Source organism: Dactylosporangium sp. CS-033363 (assembly GCF_050942475.1).
In the GTDB taxonomy this organism is placed as follows: Bacteria; Actinomycetota; Actinomycetes; order Mycobacteriales; family Micromonosporaceae; genus Dactylosporangium.
In genome coordinates this window covers 4,417,057-4,442,545 of record NZ_CP192032.1, presented here as the reverse complement: position 1 = coordinate 4,442,545, position 25,489 = coordinate 4,417,057, and the positions used below count along the sequence as shown (strand labels likewise).

11 protein-coding genes are annotated in these 25,489 nt (G+C 74.8%); 4 read left to right on the top strand and 7 right to left on the bottom strand.

What is annotated here, in order from left to right:
• Window positions 1-34: 34 nt before the first annotated feature.
• On the top strand, window positions 35-1,312 hold the full coding sequence (locus ACQPZ4_RS20435; RefSeq protein ID WP_433063395.1) for a DUF1479 domain-containing protein: 1,278 nt from the start codon (window positions 35-37) through the stop codon (window positions 1,310-1,312).
• Here ACQPZ4_RS20435 and ACQPZ4_RS20430 read toward each other — a convergent pair.
• Genes ACQPZ4_RS20430 through ACQPZ4_RS20415 form a run of 4 tightly spaced genes read right to left on the bottom strand, consistent with a single transcriptional unit; the run spans window position 1,309 to window position 4,875 of the window.
• Window positions 1,309-2,514 (bottom strand): ABC transporter permease, encoded by a 1,206-nt coding sequence (locus tag ACQPZ4_RS20430; RefSeq protein WP_433063392.1) that lies wholly within the window; start codon window positions 2,512-2,514, stop codon window positions 1,309-1,311. The genes ACQPZ4_RS20435 and ACQPZ4_RS20430 overlap by 4 nt on opposite strands.
• Complete coding sequence (locus ACQPZ4_RS20425) at window positions 2,514-3,704, bottom strand: MFS transporter (RefSeq protein ID WP_433063389.1); 1,191 nt, start codon at window positions 3,702-3,704, stop codon at window positions 2,514-2,516. The genes ACQPZ4_RS20430 and ACQPZ4_RS20425 overlap by 1 nt, the downstream gene beginning before the upstream one ends.
• An 11-nt stretch (window positions 3,705-3,715) precedes the next feature.
• Complete coding sequence (locus ACQPZ4_RS20420; RefSeq protein WP_433063386.1) at window positions 3,716-4,300, bottom strand: carboxymuconolactone decarboxylase family protein; 585 nt, start codon at window positions 4,298-4,300, stop codon at window positions 3,716-3,718.
• 11 nt (window positions 4,301-4,311) lie between these two features.
• Window positions 4,312-4,875, bottom strand: a complete 564-nt coding sequence (locus ACQPZ4_RS20415; RefSeq protein WP_433063383.1) for a cupin domain-containing protein — start codon at window positions 4,873-4,875, stop codon at window positions 4,312-4,314.
• Between the two features lie 243 nt (window positions 4,876-5,118).
• On the opposite strand from ACQPZ4_RS20415, the gene ACQPZ4_RS20410 reads away from it, so the two are divergent.
• Genes ACQPZ4_RS20410 through ACQPZ4_RS20400 form a run of 3 tightly spaced genes read left to right on the top strand, consistent with a single transcriptional unit; the run spans window position 5,119 to window position 8,601 of the window.
• Window positions 5,119-5,388, top strand: a complete 270-nt coding sequence (locus tag ACQPZ4_RS20410; RefSeq protein ID WP_433063380.1) for a hypothetical protein — start codon at window positions 5,119-5,121, stop codon at window positions 5,386-5,388.
• Between the two features lie 23 nt (window positions 5,389-5,411).
• Window positions 5,412-5,921, top strand: coding sequence for a tetratricopeptide repeat protein (locus tag ACQPZ4_RS20405; protein ID WP_433063377.1), 510 nt, complete (start codon window positions 5,412-5,414; stop codon window positions 5,919-5,921).
• 52 nt (window positions 5,922-5,973) lie between these two features.
• The gene (locus ACQPZ4_RS20400; RefSeq protein WP_433063375.1) at window positions 5,974-8,601 is read left to right on the top strand and encodes an ATP-binding protein; all 2,628 of its coding nucleotides are present in this window, start codon (window positions 5,974-5,976) and stop codon (window positions 8,599-8,601) included.
• Window positions 8,602-8,607: 6 nt separating this feature from the next.
• On the opposite strand, the gene ACQPZ4_RS20395 is transcribed toward ACQPZ4_RS20400, so the two are convergent.
• The 3 genes from ACQPZ4_RS20395 to ACQPZ4_RS20385 are packed head-to-tail and all read right to left on the bottom strand — an operon-like array spanning window position 8,608 to window position 25,408.
• Window positions 8,608-15,984: a SpvB/TcaC N-terminal domain-containing protein gene (locus tag ACQPZ4_RS20395; RefSeq protein WP_433063372.1), complete on the bottom strand. Its 7,377-nt coding sequence runs from the start codon at window positions 15,982-15,984 to the stop codon at window positions 8,608-8,610.
• Complete coding sequence (locus tag ACQPZ4_RS20390; RefSeq protein ID WP_433063369.1) at window positions 15,981-16,322, bottom strand: nucleotidyltransferase domain-containing protein; 342 nt, start codon at window positions 16,320-16,322, stop codon at window positions 15,981-15,983. The genes ACQPZ4_RS20395 and ACQPZ4_RS20390 overlap by 4 nt, the downstream gene beginning before the upstream one ends.
• Entirely contained in the window at window positions 16,319-25,408 is a 9,090-nt protein-coding gene (locus ACQPZ4_RS20385; protein ID WP_433063366.1) for a neuraminidase-like domain-containing protein, read from the bottom strand. The genes ACQPZ4_RS20390 and ACQPZ4_RS20385 overlap by 4 nt, the downstream gene beginning before the upstream one ends.
• Between the last annotated feature and the right edge of the window lie 81 nt (window positions 25,409-25,489).

Sequence of the window (25,489 nt, the reverse complement as noted above, 5' to 3'; positions counted from 1 at the left end):
AAGTAAAGGTAGCTGACTAGAAAGGACCTCCACCGTGTCCGTGTCGACGGTGCTGCCACACTGGGAGCAGACCCCCACCGATCTCAAGGCCGCGACCCGCGAGATCAAGGCGGCGCTGCGGGGACGGATCGCGGCTTCAGGCCGTACCGTCGACGAGGTTTTCGCGGTTGTCGAGGCGCGCGTGCAGGCCGCCGTCGACGACATCGTGGCCGCGCGGCGCCGGGGCGAGCCGGTCTGGCCGGTGATCGACTACGCCGACATCGCCAACGGGACGGTGACCGCGGAGCAGCTCGACCTGCTCAAGCGCCGCGGCTGCCTCGTCGTGCGCGGGCACTTCGAGCGCGATCAGGCCCTGCAGTGGGACCGCGACATCGTCGACTACGTGGAGAGCAACCAGTTCTTCGAGCAGTACCGCGGCCCGGGCGACGACTTCTTCGGCAGCGTCGGCTCCAAGCCCGAGATCTACCCGATCTACTGGTCGCCGGCCCAGATGCAGGCCCGCCAGAGCGAGCGGATGGCCCGGGTGCAGGCGTTCCTCAACGGCCGGTGGAAGCACGAGTCGGACGGCACGCAGTGGTTCGACCCGAATCGCGACTCGCTGTACCCGGACCGGATCCGCCGCCGGCCCGAGGGCGCCGACTCGGCCGGCCTCGGCACCCACCTCGACCCCGGCACCCTCGACCTGTGGATGACCCAGGCCTACCAGCAGGCGTTCCGGCACCTGTTCGACGGCAGCGTCGAGCAGTACGACCCGTGGGACGCGAGTTTCCGCACGTCCGGGCCGCAGTACCCGGGCTCGACGATGTGCTCGGCGTTCCGCACGTTCCAGGGCTGGACGGCGCTGTCGGACATGGACCACGACCAGGGCGTCCTGCACACCGTGCCGATTCCCGAGGCGATGGCGTACCTCATGCTGCGCCCCCTGCTCACCGACGTCCCCGACGACGACATGTGCGGCGTGACCGTCAACCAGGTCTTCCCCGCCGGCCACAAGTGGCACGCCCCGCTCATGGAGGCGCTGTCCGGCATTCCCGACGTCAGGGCGGGCGACTCCGTCTGGTGGCACTGCGACATGATCCACAGCGTGGCGCCGGTCGAGGCCCAGAAGGGCTGGGGCAACGTCATGTACATCCCGGCCGCCCCCTGGTGCCCCCGCAACGAGGTCTACGCGGCGTCGGTGCGCTCGGCGTTCGAGCAGGGCGAGAGCCCGAGCGACTTCCCGGCCGAGCACTACGAGCGCGACTGGGCGAACCGGTTCCAGCCGTCGGAGCTGAACGAGATCGGGCGGCGGGGGCTCGGGATCACCGACTAACCCTCCTCGGGGTGGCGGGAGAAGCGGGGCGTGCGGTCGTAGTACCAGGTGGCCGCCACGCCCAGCCCGAGGCCGATCGCCGCGCCGGCGCCGAGGTGCAGCCAGGCGCGGGTGAGACCGGCGGCGCCCCGGCCGTCGAAGAACATCAGGGCCCGCACGCCGTCGAGGAGCGGCGGCATCGCGGTGATCGAGGTGACGGTGCGCAGCCAGGCCGGCAGCGCCTCGGGCGGGATCGCCGGTCCGGCGGCCAGCGACAGCGCGACGAAGAAGAACGTGTTGACCAGTGCGCCCGGGCCGCCGAGGGCCGCGAACACCGACAGCGCGCTGACGCCGACGGCGGCGATCGCGGCGGTCAGCAGCAGCCACATGCCGAGCGGGTGGGTGATCGGCACGCCGACCGCGACGGCCGCGGTCAGCTGCAGGACCCCGGCCGCGACGGGAGCGACCGCCAGCAGGACCGCCGCCTTGGCCAGCAGGGTGGTGGTACGGGCGGCCCGGCGGTACGGGCGGCGGCTGGTCAGCGGCCCGAGCTCGCTGGGGGCGAAGCCGATCGCGGCGTCGAGCGAGGGGTGGATGGTGGACGCGCCGATGAAGCCGATCAGGATCGCCAGCAGGGCGAGATAGAACGGGGTCAGGCCGCCACCCGAGTTGGGCGGCAGGGCGCGGTCCGGGGCGGTGCGCACCTTGAAGAGCTCCCGCATCGCGGGCGTGCGTTGCGCCAGGCTGCGTTGCGCGGTGGCGAGCACCGGGGCCATGGCGCTGGTGACCAGGCTCGCCGCGAGGTTCCCGGCGGCGGCGTTGCTCACGATCGTCACCGCCGGCCAGGACGTGCCCAGGGTGCGGTCGAAGTCGGCGGGGATGACGACGGCGCCATAGATCCTGTTGTTGCGGAACGCCTCGGACATCTCGGCGGGAGCCATGTCGATGATCCGGATCCGCTCGGCGTCGGTTCCGGCCCGCACGGTGGCGGCCACCGAGTCCGCGGCCCCGTCGAGCGCGGCGGTGCCGGCGGCGCAGGCCTGCTGCGGCTCGACGACCAGCGCGACGGGCAGCCGGCGCAGGTTCGCCTGCGGATCGGCGATGCCGCTGAGGTAGCACGCCGGCAGGGCCCCGCTGAGCAGCACGATCATGATGACCGGCAGCCGCCACACGGCCGGGCTCCGGAACGCGCGCGCCGGCCTGGGTGCGTCCTCGGTGCCCATCACGGTCTCCTCGAGAAGGTTGCGGTGTACAGCAGCAGGCCGCCGGCGGTCAGGGCGAAGCCCGCCCAGACGGTGGACAGGGGCCCCCAGCCCGCGTCGATGGTGAGCGCGCCGCCGATCGCGCCGAGGGCGTTGGCGAGGTTGAGGGCGGCGAGGTTGAGGGCGCCCATCAGCGTCGGGGCGTCCGGCGCCAGCGCGGTCAGCCGGACCTGGATGGTGGGGATCGCGGCCATCATGGTCGCCCCGACGCCGAAGAGGCAGGGCAGCAGGACCAGCAGGTCGTCGCCGGCGACGCCGATCAGGACCAGGAGCACCAGCACCCCGGCATAGCCGCCGGCGAGGCCCCGGTGCGCGTACCGGTCGGCCAGCCGGCCGCCGAGCTGGTTGCCGGCCGCCATCCCGATGCCGAAGACGGCCAGGGCGACCGGGATGAGGGCGGCGTCCCGGCGCGCGGCGTCGGTGACGAACGGGCCGATGAACGTGTACACGGCGAAGATGCTGGAGATGCCGAGCGCGGCGACGGCGAACATCAGCCAGACGCTGCCCCGGCGCAGCGCCCCGAGCTCGTCGGCGATGGAGCTGCCGTGCAGGTCCTCGGTCCGCGGCAGCCAGGCGACGAGGGCGAGGCCGGCCAGCAGGCCCAGCGTGACCACGGTCCAGTACATGGCGCGCCAGCCGGCGTGCTGGCCGACGAACGTCCCCAGCGGCGACCCGACGATGGTGGCGACGGTCAGGCCGCTCATCACGGTGGCGAACGCCTTGCCGCCCCGGCCGGGGCCGTACACGTACGCGGCGACGACCGCCCCGGCGCCGAAGAACGCGCCCTGGACGCTGCCGGCGAGGAACCGGAACACGACCAGCTGGGCGATGCCGGGTGCCACCGCGGACAGCCCGTTGCCGGTCAGGAACAGCGCGACCAGGCCGAGCAGCAGGGTGCGCCGGTTGACCCGGGCGGCGAGCAGGGTGATCGCCGGCGAACCGACGACCACCCCGAGCGCGTACGCGGTGATGGCGTAGGTGGCGACCGGTACCGGCACGCCGAGATCCGCGGCGAACAGCTGGATGATGCCGTTGCTGCCGAACTCGCCGGACCCGATCGCGAACGTGCCCAGCGCGAGGGCGAGCAGCGCGAGCGACGGTCTGCGGATGGGCGCGGTGACGCGCGGTCGTTCGAGGGCACGCTGATGCACGGTCGTCCTTCTCAGCCGGAGGGGTGGCTCGGCGCGCGGTCGGGCACCGGCACGTCGAAGCAGTTGACCGCCACCGCGATGAGGCAGTAGCTGCCGATCAGGAACGCCAGCTCGCCGACGCCGTCGTGGCCCAGCAGCCGGACGGCGCGCTCGTACGTCGAGCCGGGCAGAATCCGCCCGCCGGTCAGCGCCGCCGCCACGTCGTGGGCGACGGCCTGCTCGGCGGTCAGGCCCGGCGGACGGCCGCCGGCCGCCAGGGTCGCGACGTGCTCCGGTGCGAGGCCGACCTGGTCGGCCGTCTGCTCGTGGGCGTACAGCACGTAGCGGGCGCCGTAGGCGGCGCCGACGGTGAGGATGGCGACCTCGCGGACGACCGGGTCGAGGCGCGCCTCGGCCGCGACCGCTCGCTGCAGCATCAGCGCGGGCACCCCGAACGTCGGGAAGTGCAGCATCGCGGCGAACGGCCCGACGAGCGCGCCGTCGTCGTCAAGGATGACGACGCGGTCCTGCTCCGCCTTGACCAGGCTCGCGATGCCGTCGTGCACCTCGCGCAGCTGCGGGCCGAGCTCGTCCGGCGGGATGGGTCGGATACGCATGGCGGTCCGCCTCACAGTCCGTCGGTGTACTGGCCGTCGATGAGCACGAACGCGACCCGGCAGGGCTTCGCCGACCGGTTCGCCCACGCGTGGCTGGTGCCGCGCTGGATCACGATGTCCCCGGCGTGCAGGACGGTCTCGCCGGCCTCGAGCACGAGCGTCAGCTCGCCGTCGATGACGATCCCGTAGTCGACGGTCTGCGTGCGGTGCATCAGCGGGTGCGGCGCACCGGCCCCGGCGCGAGCGGCGCCGGCCCCGCCCATCTGCGCGAAGGTCCCCGCCGCCTCGGCCCCCGACAGGTTGCGGATCCGGTCGTCCTCCGGAGGGAAGTCGATCACGCGGAGGCGGGTGCCCCGCGCGGGCGGCGCGAGCACCAGGCCGTCCTCCGCCGGCTCGCCCGAGTCCCGGTCGATGCGGGCCGGCGTCTCGCCGGTGTGCCACACCTCGTAGAACATGGCGCCACCCGGGCCGCCGATCTCGACCGCGCGGGTCGGCGGCGCGTCCTGGGTGATCACCGCCCGGCCGGCGGGGTCATGGCCGGTCACGATCCTGCGGAACGGTTGCGTCTCGCTCACTGCGACTCCTGCGTCTCTCGGCTGGTGCCGGCATCGAGAGGTGATGCCGACATCGAGAGACTGTCGCGCCGCACTTGACGCGCACTGGATCGGCGGGGGCGGGCGATTCACTGTCCGTCAAGTTGCGTCGGCGAAACCTGGGGGCTCCGCGCGGAAACAGGGGAGGCCGTTCCCGATGCCGGGGGACGGCCTCCGCCGCGACGCTTGGACGGTATCGCCAACCGTCGTTGAGGAGCGCCCCCGATGGCCAGCCTTGTCCACCGCACCCTGTGCGGCACCGCCACCGCGGCCGCCGCCCTGCTGATCTCGACCGGCCCGGCGGCCGCCGCGCTGCCGCAGCCGGAGGGTTCGGTCGCGCCCACCCGCACGGTGGTCGTACCGATGCCGTACCGCGATCGGGAGGCGGAGACGGTGAACCTGCTCGCGGCGGCCGCGGCCGGGGCGATGCTGGCCGGTCTGCTGCGCCGGCGCCGGCCTGAACACCGGTGCCCGCCCCCGTCGTCGGTCGCGTGAGCGTATCCGGCAGTCTTGATCACATGAGTGACTGGGAGCAGCGGGTCGGGGCGGCGTGGGCGGCGATCGACGAGTACGACGGCCGCGAGGACGAGTTCCGCGCGCTGATCGACGGGCTGGCGGCGGAGCGGCCCGAGGGCGATCCGGTCGCGGCGTTCGAGCGGGCCTGCGCCTGGGACTCGACCGGGCATTCCGACCGGGCGGTGCCGCTGTACGAGCAGGCCCTCGAGCACGGGCTTGCCGGGTACCGCCGGCGGCGGGCCGTGGTGCAGATGTCCAGCTCGCTGCGCAACATCGGGCAGGTCGAGCGGGCCGTCGGGCTGCTGGAGGCCGAGCGGGCGGTCGACCCGGCGACGCTCGACGAGGCCACCCGCGGGCTCGGGGACGCGATCAGCGCCACCCTCGCGCTGTGCCTGGCCGACAGCGGGCGCGAGCGGGAGGCGGTGTCGGTCGCCGTGGCCGCGCTGGCGCCGCATCTGCCGCGGTACCAGCGGTCCATGGCCAACTACGCCCGCCTGCTCATCCAGCCGTGACTGTCCCATTGGCGACTGCGCTCGGCGACCGGATCGACTGACATGAACTCCTATGGGGGACGGCCTGCTCGAACGGGAGCGCGAGCTGCGCGTCCTGCTCGGTGCGGTCGGGGACGCCGCTGCGGGGCGGGGCTCGGTCGTGCTGCTCACCGGTGAGGCCGGCATCGGCAAGACCAGCCTGGCCCGCGCGTTCGTCCGCCGGGTGCACGGGGACGCCCCGGCGGCCCGGGTGCTGGTGGCCGGCTGCGACGACCTGATGGCGCCGCGCACCCTCGGGCCGCTGCGGGACCTGGCCCAGGGCGGCGACGGGCCGCTGAGCGCCGCGCTGGCCGACGACGCCCCGCCCGATCAGGTCTTCCCGGCGCTCATCGACGAGCTGACCCGGTGCGCGCCGGCGGTCCTGGTCGTCGAGGACGTGCACTGGGCCGACGACGCCACCCTCGACCTGCTCCTGTACGCCGCCCGCCGGGTCGAGCGGCTCGCCGTGGTGCTGGTGCTGACGTACCGCGACACCGCGGACGAGGCCAGTGGGCCGCTGCACCGGCTGCTCGGCGCGCTCACCGGCTGCCCGGTCCATCGCCTGCCGCTCGCACCGCTCTCCCCGGCGGCCGTGGCCACGCTGGCCGCCGGCACGGGCCGGGACGGCGCGGCGATCCATGCCACCACCGGCGGGAACCCGTTCTTCGTCACCGAGTCGCTCGCGGCCGGCACCGGACCCGACGGCCTGCCGGCCAGCATCATCGAGGCGGTGCTGGGGCGGTACCGGCGGCTCGGTACGGCCTGCCGCTCGGCGCTGGACCAGGTGTCGGTGGTGCCGTCGCTGCTGCGGCACGACCGGGCCGCCGCGCTGCTGGGGCCGGATCTCGACGTGCTCGCCGAGGCCGAGCTGGCCGGGCTGATCGAGGTGCGCCCGGAGGGGCTGGCGTTCCGGCACGAGCTGACCCGCCGGGTCGTCGAGCAGCACCTGCCGGCGCTGCGCCGGCGGCGGCTGAACCAGGCCGTCGTCGCGGTGCTGCGGGCCGAGGACCGGCCGGAGCGGTCGCGGCTGATCCACCACGCCGTGCAGGCGGGCGACGTCGGCACCCTGATCCTCGCCGGTCCGGCCGCCGCCCGGGAGGCCGCCGCGGCCGGGGCGCACCGCCAGGCGCTCATCTGCTTCGCGGCGGTCCTGCCGCACGCCGGCCGGTTCGCGCCGGCGGAGCAGGCCCGGCTGCTCGACGAGTACGGCTGGGAGCTCTACAACGCCCACCGCTTCGCCGAGGCGGTGCGGGCCGGAAGCCAGGCCGCCCGGCTCTATGCGGGGCTCGGCGACCCGGTCGCGCACGCCCTGTGCCTGGTCCGGCTCTCCCGGCACCGGTTCATGGCCGGCGATGTCGACGAGGCCGAGCGCACCGCCCGCCAGGCGATCGCGACCCTCGACGGGCCGGCGGCGCGGGACGTCGACGCCGGCCGCCGGGAGACCGCCCTGGCCCACGCCTGCCTGTATTCCGGGGTCGTGCTCGCCCTGACCGGCCGGGCCGAGGACGCGGCGCCGCTGTTGGAGCAGGCCCACCGGCTCGCCGACACGCACGGCGCCGGCGGGCTGGCCGCGCTGTGCCGCAATTACCTGGGCGGCGTCCGGGCCGAGCGCGGCGACCCGGACGGCGCGGACCAGGTGCGGGCCAGCATCGTCGACGCGGTGGCCGGCGCGCACTACGAGTATGCCGCGCGGGGCTGGACCAACCTCGCCGAGCTGTTGTACCGGGAGGGGCGGCTGGCCGAGCTCGACGCCTGTGTCCACGATGGACTGTCGTTCGCCCGGGAGCGGGGATTCTGGTCGCACGCGTACAACCTGGAGGTCCACCGGTGCCTGCGGCTGCTGCGGCAGGGAGACTGGGACGGGGCCGAACGGGAGCTGCACGCCCTCGTCGAGGGGGTGGCCGATCCGGGCATGCTGTTCGCGTACAGCGAGCCGTGGCTGCTGCGGCTGCGGGCCCGGCGCGGCGACGGCGCGGCGGGACCGGCGCTGGCCAGGGCCTGGGAGCGGGCGCGGCGGCAGCGGCTGCTGATCGGCCTGGCCTACGTCGGCACCGCGTACGTGGAGCAGGCGTGGCTGGACGACGACCCGGCGCTGGCCGCACGGGTCGCCGCGGAGCTGCTGCCGCACCTGCGCCGGCCGGGCAGCGCGCCGTTCCGGGCCGAGGTGCTGCGGTACCTGGCCCTGGCCGGGGCCGACGCCGAGGCGTTCCCCGGCGGCCCCGAGCCCTACGCGGCCGGGCTGCGCGGCGACTTCGCGGCCGGAGCCGAGGCCTGGCAGACCTACGGCGACCCGTACGAGCGCGCGCTGGACCTGGCCCGCACCGGCGACCCGGACGCGGTGGCCGAGGGGCTGCGGCTCCTGGACGACCTGGGCGCGACCGCGGCGGCCGACCGGATGCGGGCCCGCCTGCGCGAAGCCGGCGACCGGGTGCCGCGCGGCCCCCGCCCGCGGACCCGGGCCAACCCGGCCGGGCTGACCGACCGGCAGCTGTCCGTGCTGTGCCTGCTCGGCGACGGGCTGACCAACGCCGAGATCGCCGACCGGCTGGTGCTGTCGGTGCGGACCGTCGACCACCACGTCGCGGCGGTGCTGGACAAGCTCGGTGTCCGCTCCCGCCGCGACGTGCCGGCCGCGATCGCCGACCTCGCCCCCTGTGGGTGAGCACGCTCAGCGCTGCACGTCGACGTGGAAGTGGTCCCAGCCGTCGGCGAACACGTACTTGAGCATGTCCGTGGGATCGCTCGCCCGCAGCCGCTCGAACGTGGACCGCACGCCCGGGTCGACGAACCGGCCGATCACGTTGCCCACGTCCGGGGTGTCGCCGCCGATCTTCGCCTCGCGGGGCAGGAAGAACGGCCCGAACTTGGCCCACTCCGGCTTGAGGATGTAGTGCACGGTCGACTCGAGCTTCGGCGTGATCCGCTGTTCCCAGGTGTAGTACGGGCGCTTGAACGCGTCGCCCTGTTCCTTCGCCGCGCCGGCCGGGTCCATCTTGGGCAGCCGGACCAGGCCCAGCCCCAGCTTCGCGGCGACCGGCCCGGAGTCGCTGCCGTCGCCGAGCATGTCGGCGTAGAACTGCGACGTCGCCGCCATCGACGACTGGGGCGCGCTGAAATGCACGCCGTACCCTGCGTACCGGCCGATGTCGAGCGCGGAACCGTTGCGGTGCGGTGACGTCGAGTCCGGCTTCTCGGGCTTGCGGTTGAGGCTGTAGATGGTGATGTCGACCGCCATCGGCGCGTCCGGCCGGTCGGCAACGGTCTGGGCCCGCCGTTCCCGGGCCCGCTCCACCATCCGCAGCAGGATGTGCGCCGTGCCGAGCTGGAGCAGCTCGCCGATGTCCTTGTCGTCGGGCGCGGTGGCGATCTCCCGCAACTGCTGGCTGACGATGCCCTCCTTCACCACCTTCCCGTTCTTGACGACGTCACCGCCGAGCGCGACCAGCCCGTCGTCGCGGGCCTGGAGCACCTCGGCGGCGGCGATCATGCGGTCCGCCTTCTCCCACCGCAGCCGGGCCTTGTACTCCTCGACCATCTTGCCCATGACCTCCTCGCTGAGCAGCGTCTCGACGACGTCGCGGAGCTTGGACAGGAACGAAGGCGGAGGATCCGTATCTGGCGTGTCCGCGGTGGTGCCGGTGGTGTCGGTCCGGGTGGTCGGGGCGCCGCCGACGTAGCAGTACAGGTTGGGCCCGTCGCCGGTGCCGATCGGGTCGGGCGTGGTCCACCGGCCGAGCCAGGGCGCGTAGTAGCGGGCGCCGTGGTACGACAGCCCGGTCTCCGCGTCGCGCTCGCGGCCGGTGAACCGGTACCGCTTCGGCGCCTCCAGCGCGCTGCGGGCGGCCCGGTACGCGGTGCTGCCGTACGGGTGGTACTCCTCGTAGGAGATGACCTGGGCGGCCTCGTCGAGCTCCAGCACCGCCGAGCCGAGGTGGTTGCCGTACTGGTACCGCACCAGCCGCGTCGCCCCCGCATCGCTGCCGGCCGTGCGGGTCTCGACCAGCGCCAGCCTGGCCGAGCCGCCGGGCACGTGCAGCGTCTCGCGCTCCAGCACGACGGTCACCCCGTCGCCCGCGTACTCGCGGTAGATCTCAAAGCCGCCGAGGTACAGCCGCTCCGACGCCCGGGTGGGCGGCGGGCCGGCCGGCGCCGCCGAGCGGTCGGTGACCTTGCGGGCCCGCTGCCCGGCGTTGTCGTAGGTGTAGTACGTCGTCTCCGGGGTGCCGGCCGTCACGACCTGCCGGGCCGTGGCCCGCATCCGGCCGGCGTGGTCGTAGGCGAGCAGCGACAGGTGCGGCATCGCGGTGATGTTCCCGTGGGCGTCGTGGGTGTACGTCGCGCCGGGGCCGCCGCCGGTCACCGTGCGGGTCAACCGGTTGCCGGCGACCCCCGGTTCGAGGCCGCTGGGATCGTCGTACTCGTACCGCCGGGTCCAGCCGTCCGCCCCGTTCGCGGCCGCGTGCACCAGTTCCAGCAGGTTGCCGGCCGGGTCGTGGGTGTAGCGCTCGGTGTACCGCCCGATCCCCGCCCCGGCCGGGTCGTCGGGCCCGGCCGGTTGCGGCCCGCCGGCGCCGACCTGCTCGCGGCCGGTCGCCTCGACCAGGCGGTACAGCGCGTCGTAGGTGTAGTCGGCGGTCGCCTCGACGGCCTGGTTGCGGAAGAAGAGGGTCTGCTGGGCGAGGTCGGCGATCCGGGTCACGTTGCCGGCCGGGTCGTAGGTGTAGCGCAGGTCCTGCAGGGCCTCGGCGTTGCGGTGGGTGGTGAGGCCGCGCGGCCGGAACGTGAGCGGGTCGAACTCGAACCGGGTGACCGCGCCGTTGCCGCACTCGGTCAGGGCCCGGCGGCCCCGCGCGTCGTACTCGATGCGGGTCACCGCCGGCAGGTCGGCCGACGCGGCCGGCAGCGGCCCGGCCGGCACGGGCCGCCGGGACCACACGTCGACCCGGTCGAGCTGCCCGCCCTCGTCGTAGCCGGGCTGCACGACGTCGGCCACGTCGCCGGCGTGCGGTGCGACCAGCTGGGTCACCCGGTTCAGCGCGTCGTGGCGGGTGAGCGTCGTGTACTCGGCCGGCTCCATCGTCACGGCCGCCGACCAGTCCGGGGTGTCGCGGTAACCGGCGGTGAACGCCCGGCGGGTCTCGATCGCGTTGCCCTTGAAGTCGCGCCGGACGGTGGTGGTCGCCCCGGCCCCGTCGTACGTGCGGTACACGGCGCCGCGCAGGTTGCGCTCGGCCGCGTCGGGCAGATCCTCGCCGTAGACGGTGCGGCCGACGACGGTCTCGGGCCCGCCGTGCTCGGCGAGCCGCACGTCGGTGGGGCGGCGCAGGGCGTCGTAGCCGATGGCGGTGTGCCGGCCAAGGCTGTCCCACGAGTGGCAGGGCGCCCCGCCGACGTCGGGCAGGACCCAGCGCACGCCGGCGTCCATCGTCGCCTTGCGCAGGCTCTGGCCGTGCACGCTGAAGGTCTCGCGCTCCAGGGTCCGGCCGCGGGCGTCGACGAGCGCGATGCGGCGGCCGGTGACGTCGAGGAGCGCCCGGGAGGTCAGCAGCTCGCCGTTCGCGAGGCGCCCGTCGGTGCGGAAGGTGCGGCCGAGGCTGTCCAGGTGGGCCACCGACGGGGTGCCGGCGTGCGCGGCCGCCTTCGCCGCGGCCGCCGCCTCGGCCGGGCCGAGCGCTCCCCCGGCCCGCTGGGCGTGCCAGGTCGGCAGGTAGTCGGCCGGCGGGAGCTGTGCGGTGAAGCCGCGGACGACCGGGTCCGTGGCCGGGTCGAGCAGCACCGTGTCGTTGCCGTCCCACCGCTCCTGCCGCCACGGGTCGAAGACCGCCCGGTCGTAGGTGTGGTCGGGGCGCAGGACGGCGACCGACCGGCCGAGCGGGTCGAGGCAGGCGATCGGGCTGACGCCCACCGTGCGGGCGAACTCCAGCCGGTGGGTGGCGGTGAAGAACGGCTCGTACGAGCGGACCGGCCGGTCCTTGCCGTCGCGGACCGTCCAGCCGGTGCCCACCCAGCGCACCGGGGCGAGCGGGCCGCCGGGGGCGAGCGGGCCGGGCGCCACGAGGGCCTTGCGCTGCAGGTCGCGGCCGAGCCCGTCGGTGTACGTCAGGGCGTGCTCGATCTCCGTGCGCTCCCCCGGCCCGAGGTCGGCGGCGTGCGTGCGGCGGGCCAGGGTGTGCACGGCCGCGCCCTGCGGCTCCGGGCTCTCCCGGGAGCGCAGGTACGCGCCGAGGTCGTAGACCACGCGGGTGGTGGCCGCGCCCAGCAGCGGCTCGGGGTCGGCGAGCGGGTCGGCGAGGTCGGCCGCGATCGCCGCCTCGGGCAGGTCGGCGGCGATCCCGTCGAGGGTGTCGCCGACCGGCTCGCCGGGCCGGCCCAGCAGCGCGGTGGCGACGACCAGGCCGAGCGCGTCGTAGGCGACCGCGGTCCGGTTGCCGTTCGGGTGGGTCAGCACCGCCGGGCGGATCAGCCGGTAGTCGACCCCGGCTGTGGTGGTGTTGCCGAGCGGGTCGCGGACCTCCAGCGTGGTCAGGTCGTAGCGGTCGGGCTCGACAGTGGTGGTGTTGCCGAACGGGTCGGTGAAGCTGCGCTGGGTGAAGAAGTGCCGGCGGGCCAGCGCCAGCTCGTCGGCCGGCGCGATGCCCGGCGGGCCGTAGCCGGTCCGGCCGGACGGCACCCACCAGGCCCCGCCGCCGGGCACGTAGCCGGCGGCGGTGAGCATGGCCTCGTCGACCGGCGGCCCGTCGACGTCGCCGTAGGCCCGGGCGAGCAGTCCGGGCGTGAACGCGAGCTGCCGGGTGTCGTAGGGCAGGGCGAGCGATCCGGCGGTGCCCTCGGGCAGCGGGCCTTCAAGATCGTCGCGACGGTACCGGATGATGCTCCGGCTGAGGATGCGCCGGTGCGGTCCGGGTGCCGGCGGGTCCGCGTCGTGCGGGTGCTCGAACGGCAGGTCGTGCTCGGCGGCGGTGTCGGCGTGGCGGCGCAGCTCGTCGAAGGTGTACCGCCCGGAAGCGCCCGGCCCCGGCACGCCCAGCAGCTCGTAGGCGCTCGACTCGGCCGGCAGCGGGGTGCGGTAGGCCGCCGGGGCCAGGATCGGGCCGGTGAACCGCTGCTCGGACACGGTGATGCGGATGCGGGTCTGCTCGAACCGGTCGGCCGCGGTGAGCTCCGGGTCGGCGGCGGCGCGCCCGTAGGCGACGCTGGCCGAGCGCAGGACGTTGCCGTACTCGTCGACGGCGAGGGTCAGCGTGTGCGCGACCCGGGGATCGGCGGCGACGCGCTCGTGGTGCAGGTCGAGCGTCTCCCGGCCGTGGACGAGCACGACGGCGTGGCGGTTGCCCGCCGCCCGGGGCTGGATCAGCCGGACCGTCGCGGTCGTCTCGGAGACGGTGTACGGCAGCCCCGCGCGATCGGTGCCGTCCAGCGCGTACACCTCCCGGCGCAGCGGCGTGCCCCGCAGCGCCCGGCAGGCCTCCCGGCGCTCGTCGGCGCCGAGGCCGGGCGGCAGGACGGCGTCGTCGAGCAGCCCGGCCGGCCCGGCCGGATCGGTGCCCGGCGGCGTCCAGTACTCGGCGGCGTACCGGCGGGAGAGCCGCCCGTCCGGGTCCTCGGCCCCGGTGTGGAACCAGGTGCGGGTCAGCACGGGCGGCGCCGTCGGCACCACCGCCGCCTCGGGTCCGGCCGGGGGCGCGACCGCGTCGAGATGCTCGATGTCCCACTGCTCGACCATCCCGAAACCGCGGAACTCGCGCTCGGCGCCGTCGAAGTGCCCGTGGTGGTACGCGTAGCGGGTCACGAACCGGCTGCGGGCGACGTGGTCGACGATCTCGAACCGCTCGACCACGTGCACCGGGAACGGCAGGCTGGTCGCCCACGGCCGGCCGGCGGCCCGGTCGGCGAGCAGGAAGGCCGTCGAGGGGGCGTAGCCGATGCGGGTCTCGCCGCCGAAGTTGTTGCGGACCGAGGTGAGCAGGTGCGGCTTGACGCCGCCGGTCAGGTCGGCGTAGCGGACGTGGTGCCCGGCGTCGCCCGGCAGCGGCGTCGACCAGACCAGCTGCGCCGTACCGATGCCGAGCAGGTCGGTGACGGTGGCGGAGCTGCCGGCGTCGAGGCGCGGGAACCCGGCCAGCCGCCGCCCGCCGTCGAAGCCGTTGCCGGCCTCGTTGCGCCATATCCGGACCCCGTCGCCGTCGAGGTACAGCAGGTCGGCCGGGCCCGAGCCGTCGACGTCGGCGAGGCGCACGCGGCCCGGGTCGAACTCGGCCGGCGCCGCGAGCACCGGCGGGGCGGCCATCGCGACCCGGGCCCCGAACCGCCCGTGGCCCAGGCCCGGCCAGTAGCAGACCTCGCCGGAGCGGACCAGGACCAGGTCGGCCAGCCCGTCGCCGGTCATGTCGGCGAGGTGGACAGACTGCTCGCGGTCGTCGAGGAGGTGCGCCGGGTGGGCCGGCAGCCGGTTGGGCGGGCCGAAGCCGTCCTCGCCCAGCGACGGGTACCAGGTGACCGCGTCCTGCTCGGTGACCAGGACGTCGGCCCGGCCGTCGCCGTCGAGGTCGGCCAGGCGCACGTTCGGGTCGCCGAAGTCGACGGCGGGCAGGGCGGCGAACGGCGTGAACGGGCCCCAGCCGCCGGCCCCGTCGCGCTCGGCGAACCCGGCCGCACCGGCGGCGAACGAGACCAGGTCGAGGCGGCCGTCCCCGGCCAGGTCGACGAGGCGGGCCCGGCCGTCGGCCAGGCCCAGCGCGGAGGGCAGCGCCGGCACCGGCTGGGCGGGCGCGAACCGCCCGCCGCCGAGGTTGGGATGGAAGTGCCAGGACGCGGCCTGCTCGACGAGCAGCCCGGGCACGCCGTCGCCGTCGAGGTCGACCCATTGGGCGCCGGGCTGGCCGGGGCCGGGCAGGGCGGCCAGGGAGGCGGGGTCCAGCTCCACGACGGTGGCGGCCGGCTCCAAGGCCTGGTAACCGAACTCGACCGGTGGCATCGCGCGGGACAGGTAGCCGTCGCCGGAGCGCCGGTGCCCGCGCCGGGTGGCCGAGGTCAGCAGGGTCAGCACCGGCGACTCGGCGTAGCCGAGCTCCAGCGAGCCGACCAGGCAGCCGGCGCCGACCCCGGGCTCGTCCGGGAAGTGATGGAACATCAGCACCCGCCGGCACAGCCGGTACGTGCGGATCTCGAAGCCGGACCGGTGGGCCGACGACGGGTCGGCCCGGCAGGTCCACGGCCGGTCCTCGGCCGGGGTGGGGGCGCCGGTGTCGTGCTCGCCGTAGTCGAGGACCACCTCGAAGGCCCAGTCGGGCGCGGTGAGGTCCGGGTCGAGCAGGCGCGACACCCGGTTGCCGTAGCGGATGCGCTTGAGGTACCGGTTCGCGGCCACGCCGGCGGCGGTGCGGTGCGCCTCGGCCGGGTGGCTGCGGTCCACGCCGGCCAGGTCCTCGGCCTTGTACTCGTACGCGATGGCGTTGCCGCGGTCGTCGTGGCTGGAGCACAGCAGCCAGGAGTACACCCGGGCCGGGTCGTTCGGGTCGGCGATCCGCGAGCCGGGGCCGGCGCCGTACACGGTCGTGATGTTCTCGCGGCTCGTCGCCCGCCAGTGGGTGTCGCCGTCGCTGACCCGGGTCCAGCGCTCGATCCGGGCGAACGCGCCCTCGGTGCGCGGCCGGAACCGCTCGATGAGAAACTCCGGCCCGGTCAGGCGCACCGGCCGCCACTCGCCGCTCGCCTCGTCCCACACCAGCTCGGGCACCAGGTCCTCGGCCCCGGCCAGCAGGAAGACGTCGCTGCCGGTGGCGTCGGCGTAGACCGGCACCCCGCGGTCGGTGCGCCGGGTCACGGCCGGCAGCCCGAGGGACCAGCCGAGCCCGAACGGTCCCGTCCCGGCCCCGGAGTCGTACCCGAGGGAGTGCCCGGGGCCGAAGCCGCCCCGGCCGGGGGTGACGGGCAGCGGCAGGGTCACCTTCCCGGTGCCGGTGACCGGGTTGGTGGCGAACGTCTCGCCGATCCCGCGGACCGCGCCGCCGCCCTTGGGCAGCGACAGGGCCGGTGCGGCGCTCACCGTACGCCCCGGCCGCCGGCGGCCGGTCGCTCGTAGACGGTGCGGGCGGTCGGCATGATGGTGGAGCAGATCGAGTACGGGTCGGCGAGTTCCGCCGCTACCTCGGCCGGGGTGAGGAACAGCAGGTCGATGCCGATGGCGAGGCCGGACAGCCCGTCGACGACGTCCCGGCCGCGCAGCCGCCGGGGCAGGTCGTCGGCGCGGACCACGATGAGGTCGAGGTCGCTCGCGTCCGTGGCGGTGCCCTTGGCGTAGGAGCCGAACAGGTAGATGCGGTCGGGGTCGTAGAGGGCCGTCACCCGGCCGACCACGTAGGCGAGGTCGCGGTCGTCGATCACGGCGCCACCTCGTACCTGACCACGAGCACCAGGTCGTCGACCTCGGCCGGGTCCAGCGAGCGGAAGTCCGGGGCGCCGGTCCGGCGCACCTTCACCGTCCACAGTGGATACGGTTCGGGGGTGGGGGCGCGCCCGATCGGCACGGCCGGGGCGAGCGCGGTGCCGGCGTGGTGCAGGCCGCCGAGCGCCGGGTCGGCCCGCAGGGTCAGGGTGAGCTCGGGGCCGCCGGGCCGGGTCAGCACGAGGTCGTAGCTGCCGCCGGTGAGCGAGCCGAACACGTCGAGGCCGGTGGCGGTGAGGTCCAGCCCGCGGGTGAAGATCGGGAAGTCGTCGGCGCGGACCGGCAGTTCGAGGACCTGGTCGGTGCGCTCGCCCGGGTACAGGAACCGGTGCCAGGCGCCGCCGTGCTGCTGCCGCACGCTGATCAGCTGGTAGAGCCCGGCGTGGCCGGCGGCCAGCGCGATCTCGTTGAGCTGGGTCCGCACCGTCTGCCGGGCCGGGCCGGCCAGGGTCTCGCCGGCGTCGCGGGCCGTGTAGCGCACGTGCAGTACCACATCGCTGATCGTGGCCGGGTCGAACTGCGGGAAGACCGGATTGAGCCGCACCCGCCAGGTGCTGATCGCGCCGGCGCGTTCGAACGGCAGGTAGCGCTCGTCGTCGAGCCGGGTCTCGAACATGCCGCTGTCGCTCTGCCCGCCGCTGGTGACGACGGTGTCCACGCCGCCCAGGTCGTCGGCGAAGCGCGGGTCCTCGGCCGACGTCCGGGCGTACTGCGGCGAGGTGCCGGTGCTGACCCGCACGTGGTTGCCGAGCAGGGTCAGGGTGAGCGGGACCGCGGCGTACGGCCCGGCCACGCACGGCACGCTCACCGCGACGCTCTTGAGCCGCCGCTGGTAGTGGCCGGGGTTGTCCAGGTCGAACAGCAGCTCCGGCAGGTCGACCAGGCACTCGCCGGTGGCGCGCAGCCGGACCAGGGCGTGCGGGTCGAGCCGCACGAGCGACACGTGCTTGGTCAGCTCCAGCTCGCGGACGTGGTCGGTGTGGAAGGCGGCCTCCATCCGGCGCAGGTCGTGCAGCAGCCGGTCGCCGGCGAGCAGCCCCTTCTTGAGGCTGTCCCAGTAGCCGAACTGCACGAACGAGGACTGCGCGAGCCCGAGCTCGTGGCGCATCGCCCGCTCCGCCCGCCGGGCCACGGTGTAGGCCAGCTGGTAGGCCTGGAAGTACGTGGTGCTGGTCTGGCCGATCATCCACTCGTACAGCTCGCCGTTGCTGTAGCGGGTGTGCAGGTACTCGTCGACGGCCTTGGCGTTGCCGATGACGGTGTCGTGGTTCTCCCGGGTGCGCCGCGCGATGTCGTGGCGGACCTTCGCGGCCAGGTCCTGGCTGTCGAGCTGGGCGAGCTCGGCGGTGGCCAGGTCGTACTGCAGCCGCCAGTCGTCCTGGCGCCGGGCGTACTGCGCGCCGGTGGCGGTCATGCCGGCCTTGGCCTGCAGCACGGCGGCGGCGGTCTTGGCCACCGCGGACCACGAGTTCGCGGCCCGGCCGACGTTCTCGCCGCCGAACTTCGCGGTGGCGTGCGGGGTGCCGCCCACGCCGGACGCGCCGAACTGGAACATCGGCAGGGTGTGGGCCACGCCGGCGGTGATGTCGAGCGCGCCCGCCAGCGCCTGCGACACCAGGCCCGCGGTGTTGAGCGTCTGCGCGGCCGCCTCGGCGTCGTTGGTCGTGGTGTCCATCCGGTCGCGGTAGAACGCCTGCCGGGTGTCCAGCACGGCGCGGGTGCGCACCAGCGCGTCGATCTGGTGCTGGGCCTCGTCGACCGCGTAGTCCTGCAGCACGGTCATCCGCCGCTGCAGGTCGGCCTCGGCGCCGGCGCGCAGCCGGTCGAGGCCGTCGGCGTCGCGCTTCTCCAGCGCGCCGAGCAGTTCCTGGCCGAGCGTGCGCACGTACTCGGCCAGCTCGATCGCCTCGCGCAGGATGACCCGGAACCGGTACGGCGGCAGCGATCCGCCGGTCTCGCCGGCCACGCTGCTCAGGTCCAGCCCGGCCGCCTGGGCCTGGACCAGCAGCGCCGGGTCGATCGGCGGGGCCAGCAGGGCGAGCGGCCGGCTGACCCCGTCGAGGTTCAGCCCGTTGCGGACCTTGAACAGCCGGTCGGCGACGACGTCCCAGTAGCGCAGGAGGTCCTCGTTCGGCGGGATCGCGAAGTACCCGCCGCGGAAGATCGGCAGGTTCGGCGTGCCGGCGGGGACCGGCGTGAGGGCCTGGCTCGGCGCCACCAGGTTCTCGGCCGCGGTGACGGCGTTGCTGAAGTCGTCGAGGGTGGACTCGATCTCGGCGTACGTCTTGGCCGGCGCGTCCTCGCGGGGCGGCAGCAGCTCAGGGCGCGGGCCGAGCAGGTCGGCGGCGAGGACGTACAGCTGCGTCGCCTCGTTGACGGCCTCCAGGGTGTCCTGCCGGAACAGCTGGTCGCCCCAGTCGATGAGGTTGTCGATGTACCGCATGACGATGGCCCGCTGGTAGGCGACCGGTCGCAGGGCGGCGATCGCGTGCGGGTCGAACGGGTTGGCCCGCCAGACCGCCACCTGCTGCTCGACCTGCGGGTCGCGGTCGTGGATGAGCTGGAGCAGGTGCGCGATCTGCTGGTTCTGGTAGTCGGCGGCGTGCGCGAGGTGGAACGGTTTGGTCACCCAGTACCGCTGGGGCGCCGGGCCGCCGGAGGTGCCGGCCGGGTTGAAGATGTACTCGTACCACCGCTTCGCCTCCGCGAACCGCTGGTTGCGCGACAGGGCCCGGCCGATCTGGAACGGCGCGTGGAAGAACAGCTCCCAGTTGTAGATCGCGTAGCCGGCGTTGCTGTCGAAGTCGACGCCCTCGGCCGGCATGTACCCGATGATCATGTTCGGCACGTAGTACGACAGGAAGTTGAACGGCGTGGTCTTCGCGACGCCGGCCGGGTCGAGCTGCAGGCGGCGGTCGAAGAGCCGGTCGACGCCGCCGGCGTTGAGCTCGCGCAGGAACAGCGGCACGAACGCGTGGTAGAACGGGAACGCGTGGTACCGGATGAAGGAGTAGTAGCTGTACCCGGAGGGCGGCGGCGACGTGGTGTAGGAGCCGTGGCCGAGCGGGTAGTAGTAGATCGGCACGAGGAAGTACTGCCGGTTCGGGTCGCGGTAGAAGAACGGCAGCGCGGAGTCGAACTGGTGGAACTGGTGCGGCACGACCAGCCGGTACTTGTCCGCCTTGGCCATCACCTGGATGCTGTCGAGCACGCCCTCGTTGCGGCTCAGCGCGGTCATCGGCGCGACGCGGGGGCGGTTGGCGGCGGCCGGGGCGAGCAGGCTCGGGACGAATCCCATGCCGTGGCGCAGGCTGTTGGTCGGGCGCTTGATCGTGCTGAGCACCCGCTCGGCGGGCAGCGGCCCGATGTCGTCGGTGTCGGGGTCGATCTCGGCCAGCGTGTCCGGCGAGTCGGTGCTGTACACCTCGACGGGGTTGCCGACGCCCTGGAACACGAACTGGGCCCGGTGCATGCCGTTGATGAACACGTTGAGGTGCAGCTGGTCGAAGTACTCGGCGGTGCGCAGCGCCACGTGCGTCGAGCTGATCGCGGTCGACTGGCGCACGTAGGCCTGGGGCACGGTCTCGGTCGGCGACCAGCGGCCGTCCTTGAGCTCGCTGTAGGACAGCTTGATCTCGTAGTGCTCCCGGGTGCTCGGCGGCTCCTGGCCGGACAGGGACATCGGCGCCGTGGGCTGGACGTGGTCGGGCTTGCGGTTGATCACCGCCCAGAACAGGTGCAGCCGGCCGCGCCAGACCTGCGGCAGGACGTGGTCGCCGGTGACGTCGAGGTCGATCTTGGTCCAGGCGGTCCAGCGGGCCGAGTCGAGCCACATCCGGTGGTAGTAGGTGGCCGGCGCCCCGGGCTTGCGGGCCACGACGTGCATCCGCGGCGGGCTGCCGGGCTCGTGGTAGTAGCCGACGACGTTCAGCCGGGCCACCGCGCGCAGCTGCTCCAGGTAGCCGCGGAACGCGTCCTCGGCCGTGCCGCTGGTGACCTCGCCCTGCAGCAGGTCGCTCTCCAGGTCGGCGAAGAACGGGGACTTGTCGCGGCGCAGTGCAGGCTCGATCCAGTTCTCGGGGTACAGGAAGACCTTCCGGTTGGACTCCCAGACCCGGTAGCGGCTCATCCACTGCCACTGCAGCCAGTCGCCGTCGGCCCCGGCGTCGACCGGCACGCCGGGCTCCAGGTTGAGCACGCAGCGCTGCACGAACAGCTGGACCGACGCCGAGGCCTGCACGATGCGGGAGGTGGCCGGCTTGGCGCTCATGGCGACGTCGATCAGGAAGCGGGCGTAGACGTCGTTCTCGTCGTACCACCGCGACACCCCGGCCGGCGGGTTGGCCAGCAGCCAGCCCAGCAGCGCGTCGCGCTGGCGCTCGCGGAGCACGTCGCGGGGCGGCTTGGCGACCTCCGGCCACTGCTGTGCGGGGTAGCGGGCCTTGGCCGCCTGCCGGATCGAGGTGGCCTGGGCCGCCGTCACCGTCGCGCCGAGCCAGCCGCCGACCTGGCCGGCCGCGACCCCGAGCCGGTCGAGCGCGGCCAGCGCCGGGGCGAGCCGGGCCAACGCGACCTCGCTGCGGTACTGCGCCGGGTACGCCAGGTTCAGCAGCCCGGTGTCGTCGGGCTTGGCCGGGTCGCCGGTCAGCACCCGCAGGCTCTCGGCCGGCCAGCCGGTCCGCTCGGCGAGCACGGCGAGGTACTGCGCCTTCGGGGCGCCGTCGCGGGCGAGGTCGAGCAGGTCCGTCACGGCGCCGCCGGGCCCGAGCAGCGGGCGCAGCTCGGTGGCCTCGGCGAGCCGGCGCCAGCCCGCGTACCGGCCCTCGGGCGCCGCCACCGGCGTGATGGGCAGCGCCGCCGGGTCGAGCCAGCCGAGGCCCACCCCGTTGGGGTGCAGCCAGGTCACCTCCGCCGCGGTGAGCCTGAATCCGGCCACGACCAGGGCCACCTTGGCGAGGCGGCGGTAGGCGTCGAAGTACGGGGCGAAGCCGGGCTCGGCCCGCGTCACCGGTTGCTCCTCGGCCGCCGGCTCCCGGGCGAGGTCCGGCAGCGCCAGCAGCTCGCTGAGCAGCGTCCCGGCCTTGTCGCCGAACGCCCGGAACCAGTCGCCGACCAGGGTCGCGACGACGGCGGTGGGCAGGCCGAGGGCGTCGGCGAGCTCCTGGGTCACCACGCTGGTGCCCTGCTCGCGCACGGTGTGCTGCTCCAGGCGGGCCAGCACGTACTCGTACCGCTCCGTGCCGGGCCGCAGCGCCCCGCTGCCGACGAGGGCGGCCTGCACGACCGGGACGTCGACGAACGGCCCGAGGGCGCTCGCGATGAGCTGCCGCTGGGCGTCCTCCGGCAGTGGCGACTCGCCGGCCAGCAGGCGCAGCAGCTCGGTCACCGATGCCTCGGCCACCAGCCCGCCGAGGACCCGGCGGACGTGCTCGCCGCGCGGGTCGTCGCCCGGTGCGGCCTCGGTGCGCAGCTTGGCCAGCTTGGCCCGCACCGAGCGCAGCAGCGTGCCGATCGTGACGTCGTCCGGTGTGCCGGGGGCGCCGGGTCCCGCGGTACCGCGCAGCAGCCGGTCGAGCCCGCCGATGCCGAAGCCGCTGCGGCGGACCCGGTCGACCTCGGCCGCGAACTCCTCCAGGGCCTCGGGCCGGGCCGGGTCGAACGGGTCGATCGGCTGCGGGGTGCTGCCGGCCGTCCGCTCGGCCAGCGCCCGCATCGTGGCGAGCTCGGCCATGGACAGGCCGAGGCCGCGGGCCAGGACGGCGTGGCGGTGCAGCGCGGACAGCCCGGCGACGGTGAGCCGGCCGTCGGTGAACGCCCCGACCGCGGTCATCAGCTCGTCGTCGGCGAGCTCCAGCGCGGCCAGCAGCGGCGGGCGGTGGTCGGCCAGCTGCGGGTTCGACGCGATACCGGCGATCTCGGTGCCGTTGGCGTCGAGCGTGAACACCGGGTCGACCGGGTTGGTGACGGCCGGGTTGGCGAACAGCCGCCGGTACAGGCTGGGGCGCGCCGCGGGTTCGCCGGGGATCGCGGGCACGTCCCGGGTGTCGATCCGGCCGAACAGCGCAACCGCGGCGAGCGGCCGGATGCCGAACCGGCGGGCGGCGGTGGTCACCGCGGCGAGCTGGCGCAGCAGGAGCGGGTTGAGCCGCGGCAGGCCGGCCGGGGCCGCGGGCTGCAGCGCGGCGATCGCGGCGTCGGTGTCGTAGGCGTCCCAGCCGAGCCGCCGCTGCAGGCGCACGAACCGGTTGAGCCGGGCCAGGAAGTCCGGGGTCAGGCCGGCGAGCCGCATGTCGCCGAGATCGTAGGAGTCCGGCGGGTTGACGGTGATCGTCACCGCCTTGCCCGGGTTGACGAAGGTCGTGTTGAGCAGCCGGGTCAGCTCGCGGTAGGTCAGCCCGGCCCGGTGCAGCAGGATCCGGACGCGGGCCAGCACCTCGAGCCAGCCGCCGGTCACCACGGTCGCGGTCTGCACGGGGTCGCGCACGGCGTTGCCGGTCTCGGCCAGGCCCCAGTGGTCCCACGGCTTGCGCCCGGCCACGAGCGGGCCGGCGACGATGATGTCGGCCTCGACCGCGGACATCCCGAGCATCTCGGCGGCGGTTGTGACCGACGCCGGCGACCCGGGCGCGGCCGGCGCGGTGAGCACCCGGCGCAGCGCCGGGCGGTCGGTGTCGAGCAGGCCGAGGTACGTGCGGGCCTCGGCCAGCGGCAGGTCGAACGGCAGCCCCCAGGGGAAGACCGCCCCGGCCAGCTTGGTGTAGGCGGCGTCGTTGACGTGTTCCGGGTGGGCGTTGAGCTCGTCGGTGCTCAGCGTGGTCTGCCGGGCCCGGGCGGCCGCGGCCGGGTTCGCGGGCGGCGCGACGGCATCCTCGAGCAGCTCGTTGACCAGGTCCAGGTACGGCAGGACGGTCCCGGAGTTGGCGCAGCTCAGCTCGATCTGGGCGAGGTCGGGCCGGCGGGCCAGCAGCGCGGACTTGACCGACCCACCGGCGATCTTGCGCTGGCCGAGGAAGTGCAGCAGGTCGACGAGGTAGGCGGCCGGGCCGAGCACCGAGCGGCAGTGCTCGCAGGCGCACAGGTCGAGCGAGCCGAACAGCGTCTGCACGTTGGGGAAGTCCTCGCCGACCGCCGGTGCGGGCTGCTGGGCGGCGGCCGGGCCGACCCCGGCGAGCTGGCCGTTGAAGTTCATGGCGACGGTCAGGGCCAGCCCGTACGTCTGCTCGGCGGCGCGGAAGATCCGGTCGGCCTCGGCCGGGCCGATCTCCGGCCGGGCGCCGTAGGTCTGCCGGAACGCCGCGGGGCCCATCGCGTAGACCCGCTGCGCCGAGTGCAGCCCGTCGGCGAGCAGGGCGCGGGCGGCGGCGTACCGGCCGGTCAGCTTCAGGACCCGCTGCCCGGTCAGGAGGGCCTCGCGCACGGCGGGGCGGTCGGCCGGGCGTACCGCGGCGGGGTTGTCCTTGATGAACCGGTCCACGTCGGAGCGCAGCAGGTTGAAGCCGGGCTGGGCGTCGAGGAACCCGGTGACGAGGGCCTTGGCCGGCAGCGGCGCGGCCGGGTCGGCGGCCAGCCGGGCGGAGAACGCGGTGGTCGGGTGCAGCCGCTCGAAGGTTCGCTCCAGCACCCGGGTGTAGGCCTCCACGGCCTGGCCCGGGTCCTGCGCGGTCAGGTTCGGCGGCACCCCGATCACCGGGCCGCCGCCGGTGCCCAGCACGATCGCCTTCCAGCCGGCGGCGTCGAGGCGGGCCAGGTCCCGGGTGTGCGGGAACTGCCCGGCCTGCCGGCGCCCGAGCAGGTAGGTGATGAGCGGCAGGTGGCCCCTGGTCGCCTCGCCGACGGTGGTGACGAACCGCAGCGTCGCGACGTCGGCCGCGCCGAACTCGGGGCGGGTGGCGAGGTCGGCCCAGAACTCCTCGCTCGGGTCGTTCGAGCCGCGGAACAGGGTGAGGAACTGCTCCTGCTTCGCGACCGGGATGCCGGCCGCGTCCAGGACCGTGCCGATCGGCGTCTTGTTGGTCCGCAGCGGCACGCTCAGCGCCGCCTTCCCGGCGAGCGCGGTGAGCTTGGCCAGGTCGGCCTCGGCCCGCTTGGCGTAGCCCGCGGCCAGGATGCCGTTGCGCACGGCGTGCCCGACGGCGCTCGCGCGCACCTCCGGCCGGGCCGCGTAGACCGCCCGCAGCAGGGCGGCGGCGTTGCGGTCGAGGTCCGCGCCGCCGCTCGTCGCGGCGAGCACGATCACCTCGGCGTCGGCCGGGACGTCCTGGCGCAGCAGGGCGTAGAACAGCTCGTACGGCAGCGCGGTGAGCCCGGCGAGGCGGACGGCGACGGTGTAGAAGGCCAGGTGCTCGCGGGCGAACCCGGTGGCCTCGGCCAGGAAGCTCAGGTCGCGGTGCTGCTCGTTCTCGGCGAGCTCCTCGGGCCGCAGCGGGCCGAGCAGGCCCCGGACGGCGTCGGCGACCCGCACCGCCTCGGCCGGCTCGGTGCGCCCGTCCGCGCCGAGGGCCAGCGTGATCTCGGCCCGGGTGCCGGCCCGGTGCCGGACCTCCGAGCGGAACAGCCGCGTGCCGCCCGCGTCGAGCACGTCGAGCTGCAGGTCGACGGCGGCCTGAGTCTGGTAGGCGATCGCGTACCGGCCCTGCCCGTCCGTGACCGCCCGGCCGAGCTCGGCCGTGTCGCGCAGCCCGCGCCGCAACGCCACGACGGTGACGCCGGCCATCGGCGCCCCGTCGCCGTCGTGCACCGAGCCCTCCACCACGGACTGGTTCTCCCCCGGGTCCGCGGCGCGGCCGTTGCCGCCGTTGCCGAGCCGGGCGAGGGCGCCGCGGGCCAGCTCGATCGTGGTGGGGTCGATGTCGCCGCCGGCCGGCAGGCCCAGCAGGGCGTGCAGCCGGGCCACCGCCGCGCGGGTGGTCGGCCCGGCCTGCCCGCCGGCCCGTTCCGCCTCGTCGACGTCGATGCCGATGGCGTCGAGGGCGTCGTGCAGCAGCGCGATGTCGTGGGCGGTGACCGGGCCGTCGGCTGTCGTCATGGTGCCTGTCTACGCGGCGCCCGCGGCCGGCGGCATCGGTAACGGTCACGCACTTTAGCCCCGCGGCTGCCTATGTTGCGC

What these genes read in the sequence shown, in the direction of transcription:
- ACQPZ4_RS20420 (WP_433063386.1), bottom strand. Translation starts at nt 4,300, where the DNA reads ATGCGTATCCGACCCATCCCGCCGGACGAGCTCGGCCCGCAGCTGCGC.
- ACQPZ4_RS20385 (WP_433063366.1), bottom strand. Translation starts at nt 25,408, where the DNA reads ATGACGACAGCCGACGGCCCGGTCACCGCCCACGACATCGCGCTGCTG.
- ACQPZ4_RS20400 (WP_433063375.1), top strand. Translation starts at nt 5,974, where the DNA reads ATGGGGGACGGCCTGCTCGAACGGGAGCGCGAGCTGCGCGTCCTGCTC.
- ACQPZ4_RS20430 (WP_433063392.1), bottom strand. Translation starts at nt 2,514, where the DNA reads ATGGGCACCGAGGACGCACCCAGGCCGGCGCGCGCGTTCCGGAGCCCG.
- ACQPZ4_RS20405 (WP_433063377.1), top strand. Translation starts at nt 5,412, where the DNA reads ATGAGTGACTGGGAGCAGCGGGTCGGGGCGGCGTGGGCGGCGATCGAC.
- ACQPZ4_RS20410 (WP_433063380.1), top strand. Translation starts at nt 5,119, where the DNA reads ATGGCCAGCCTTGTCCACCGCACCCTGTGCGGCACCGCCACCGCGGCC.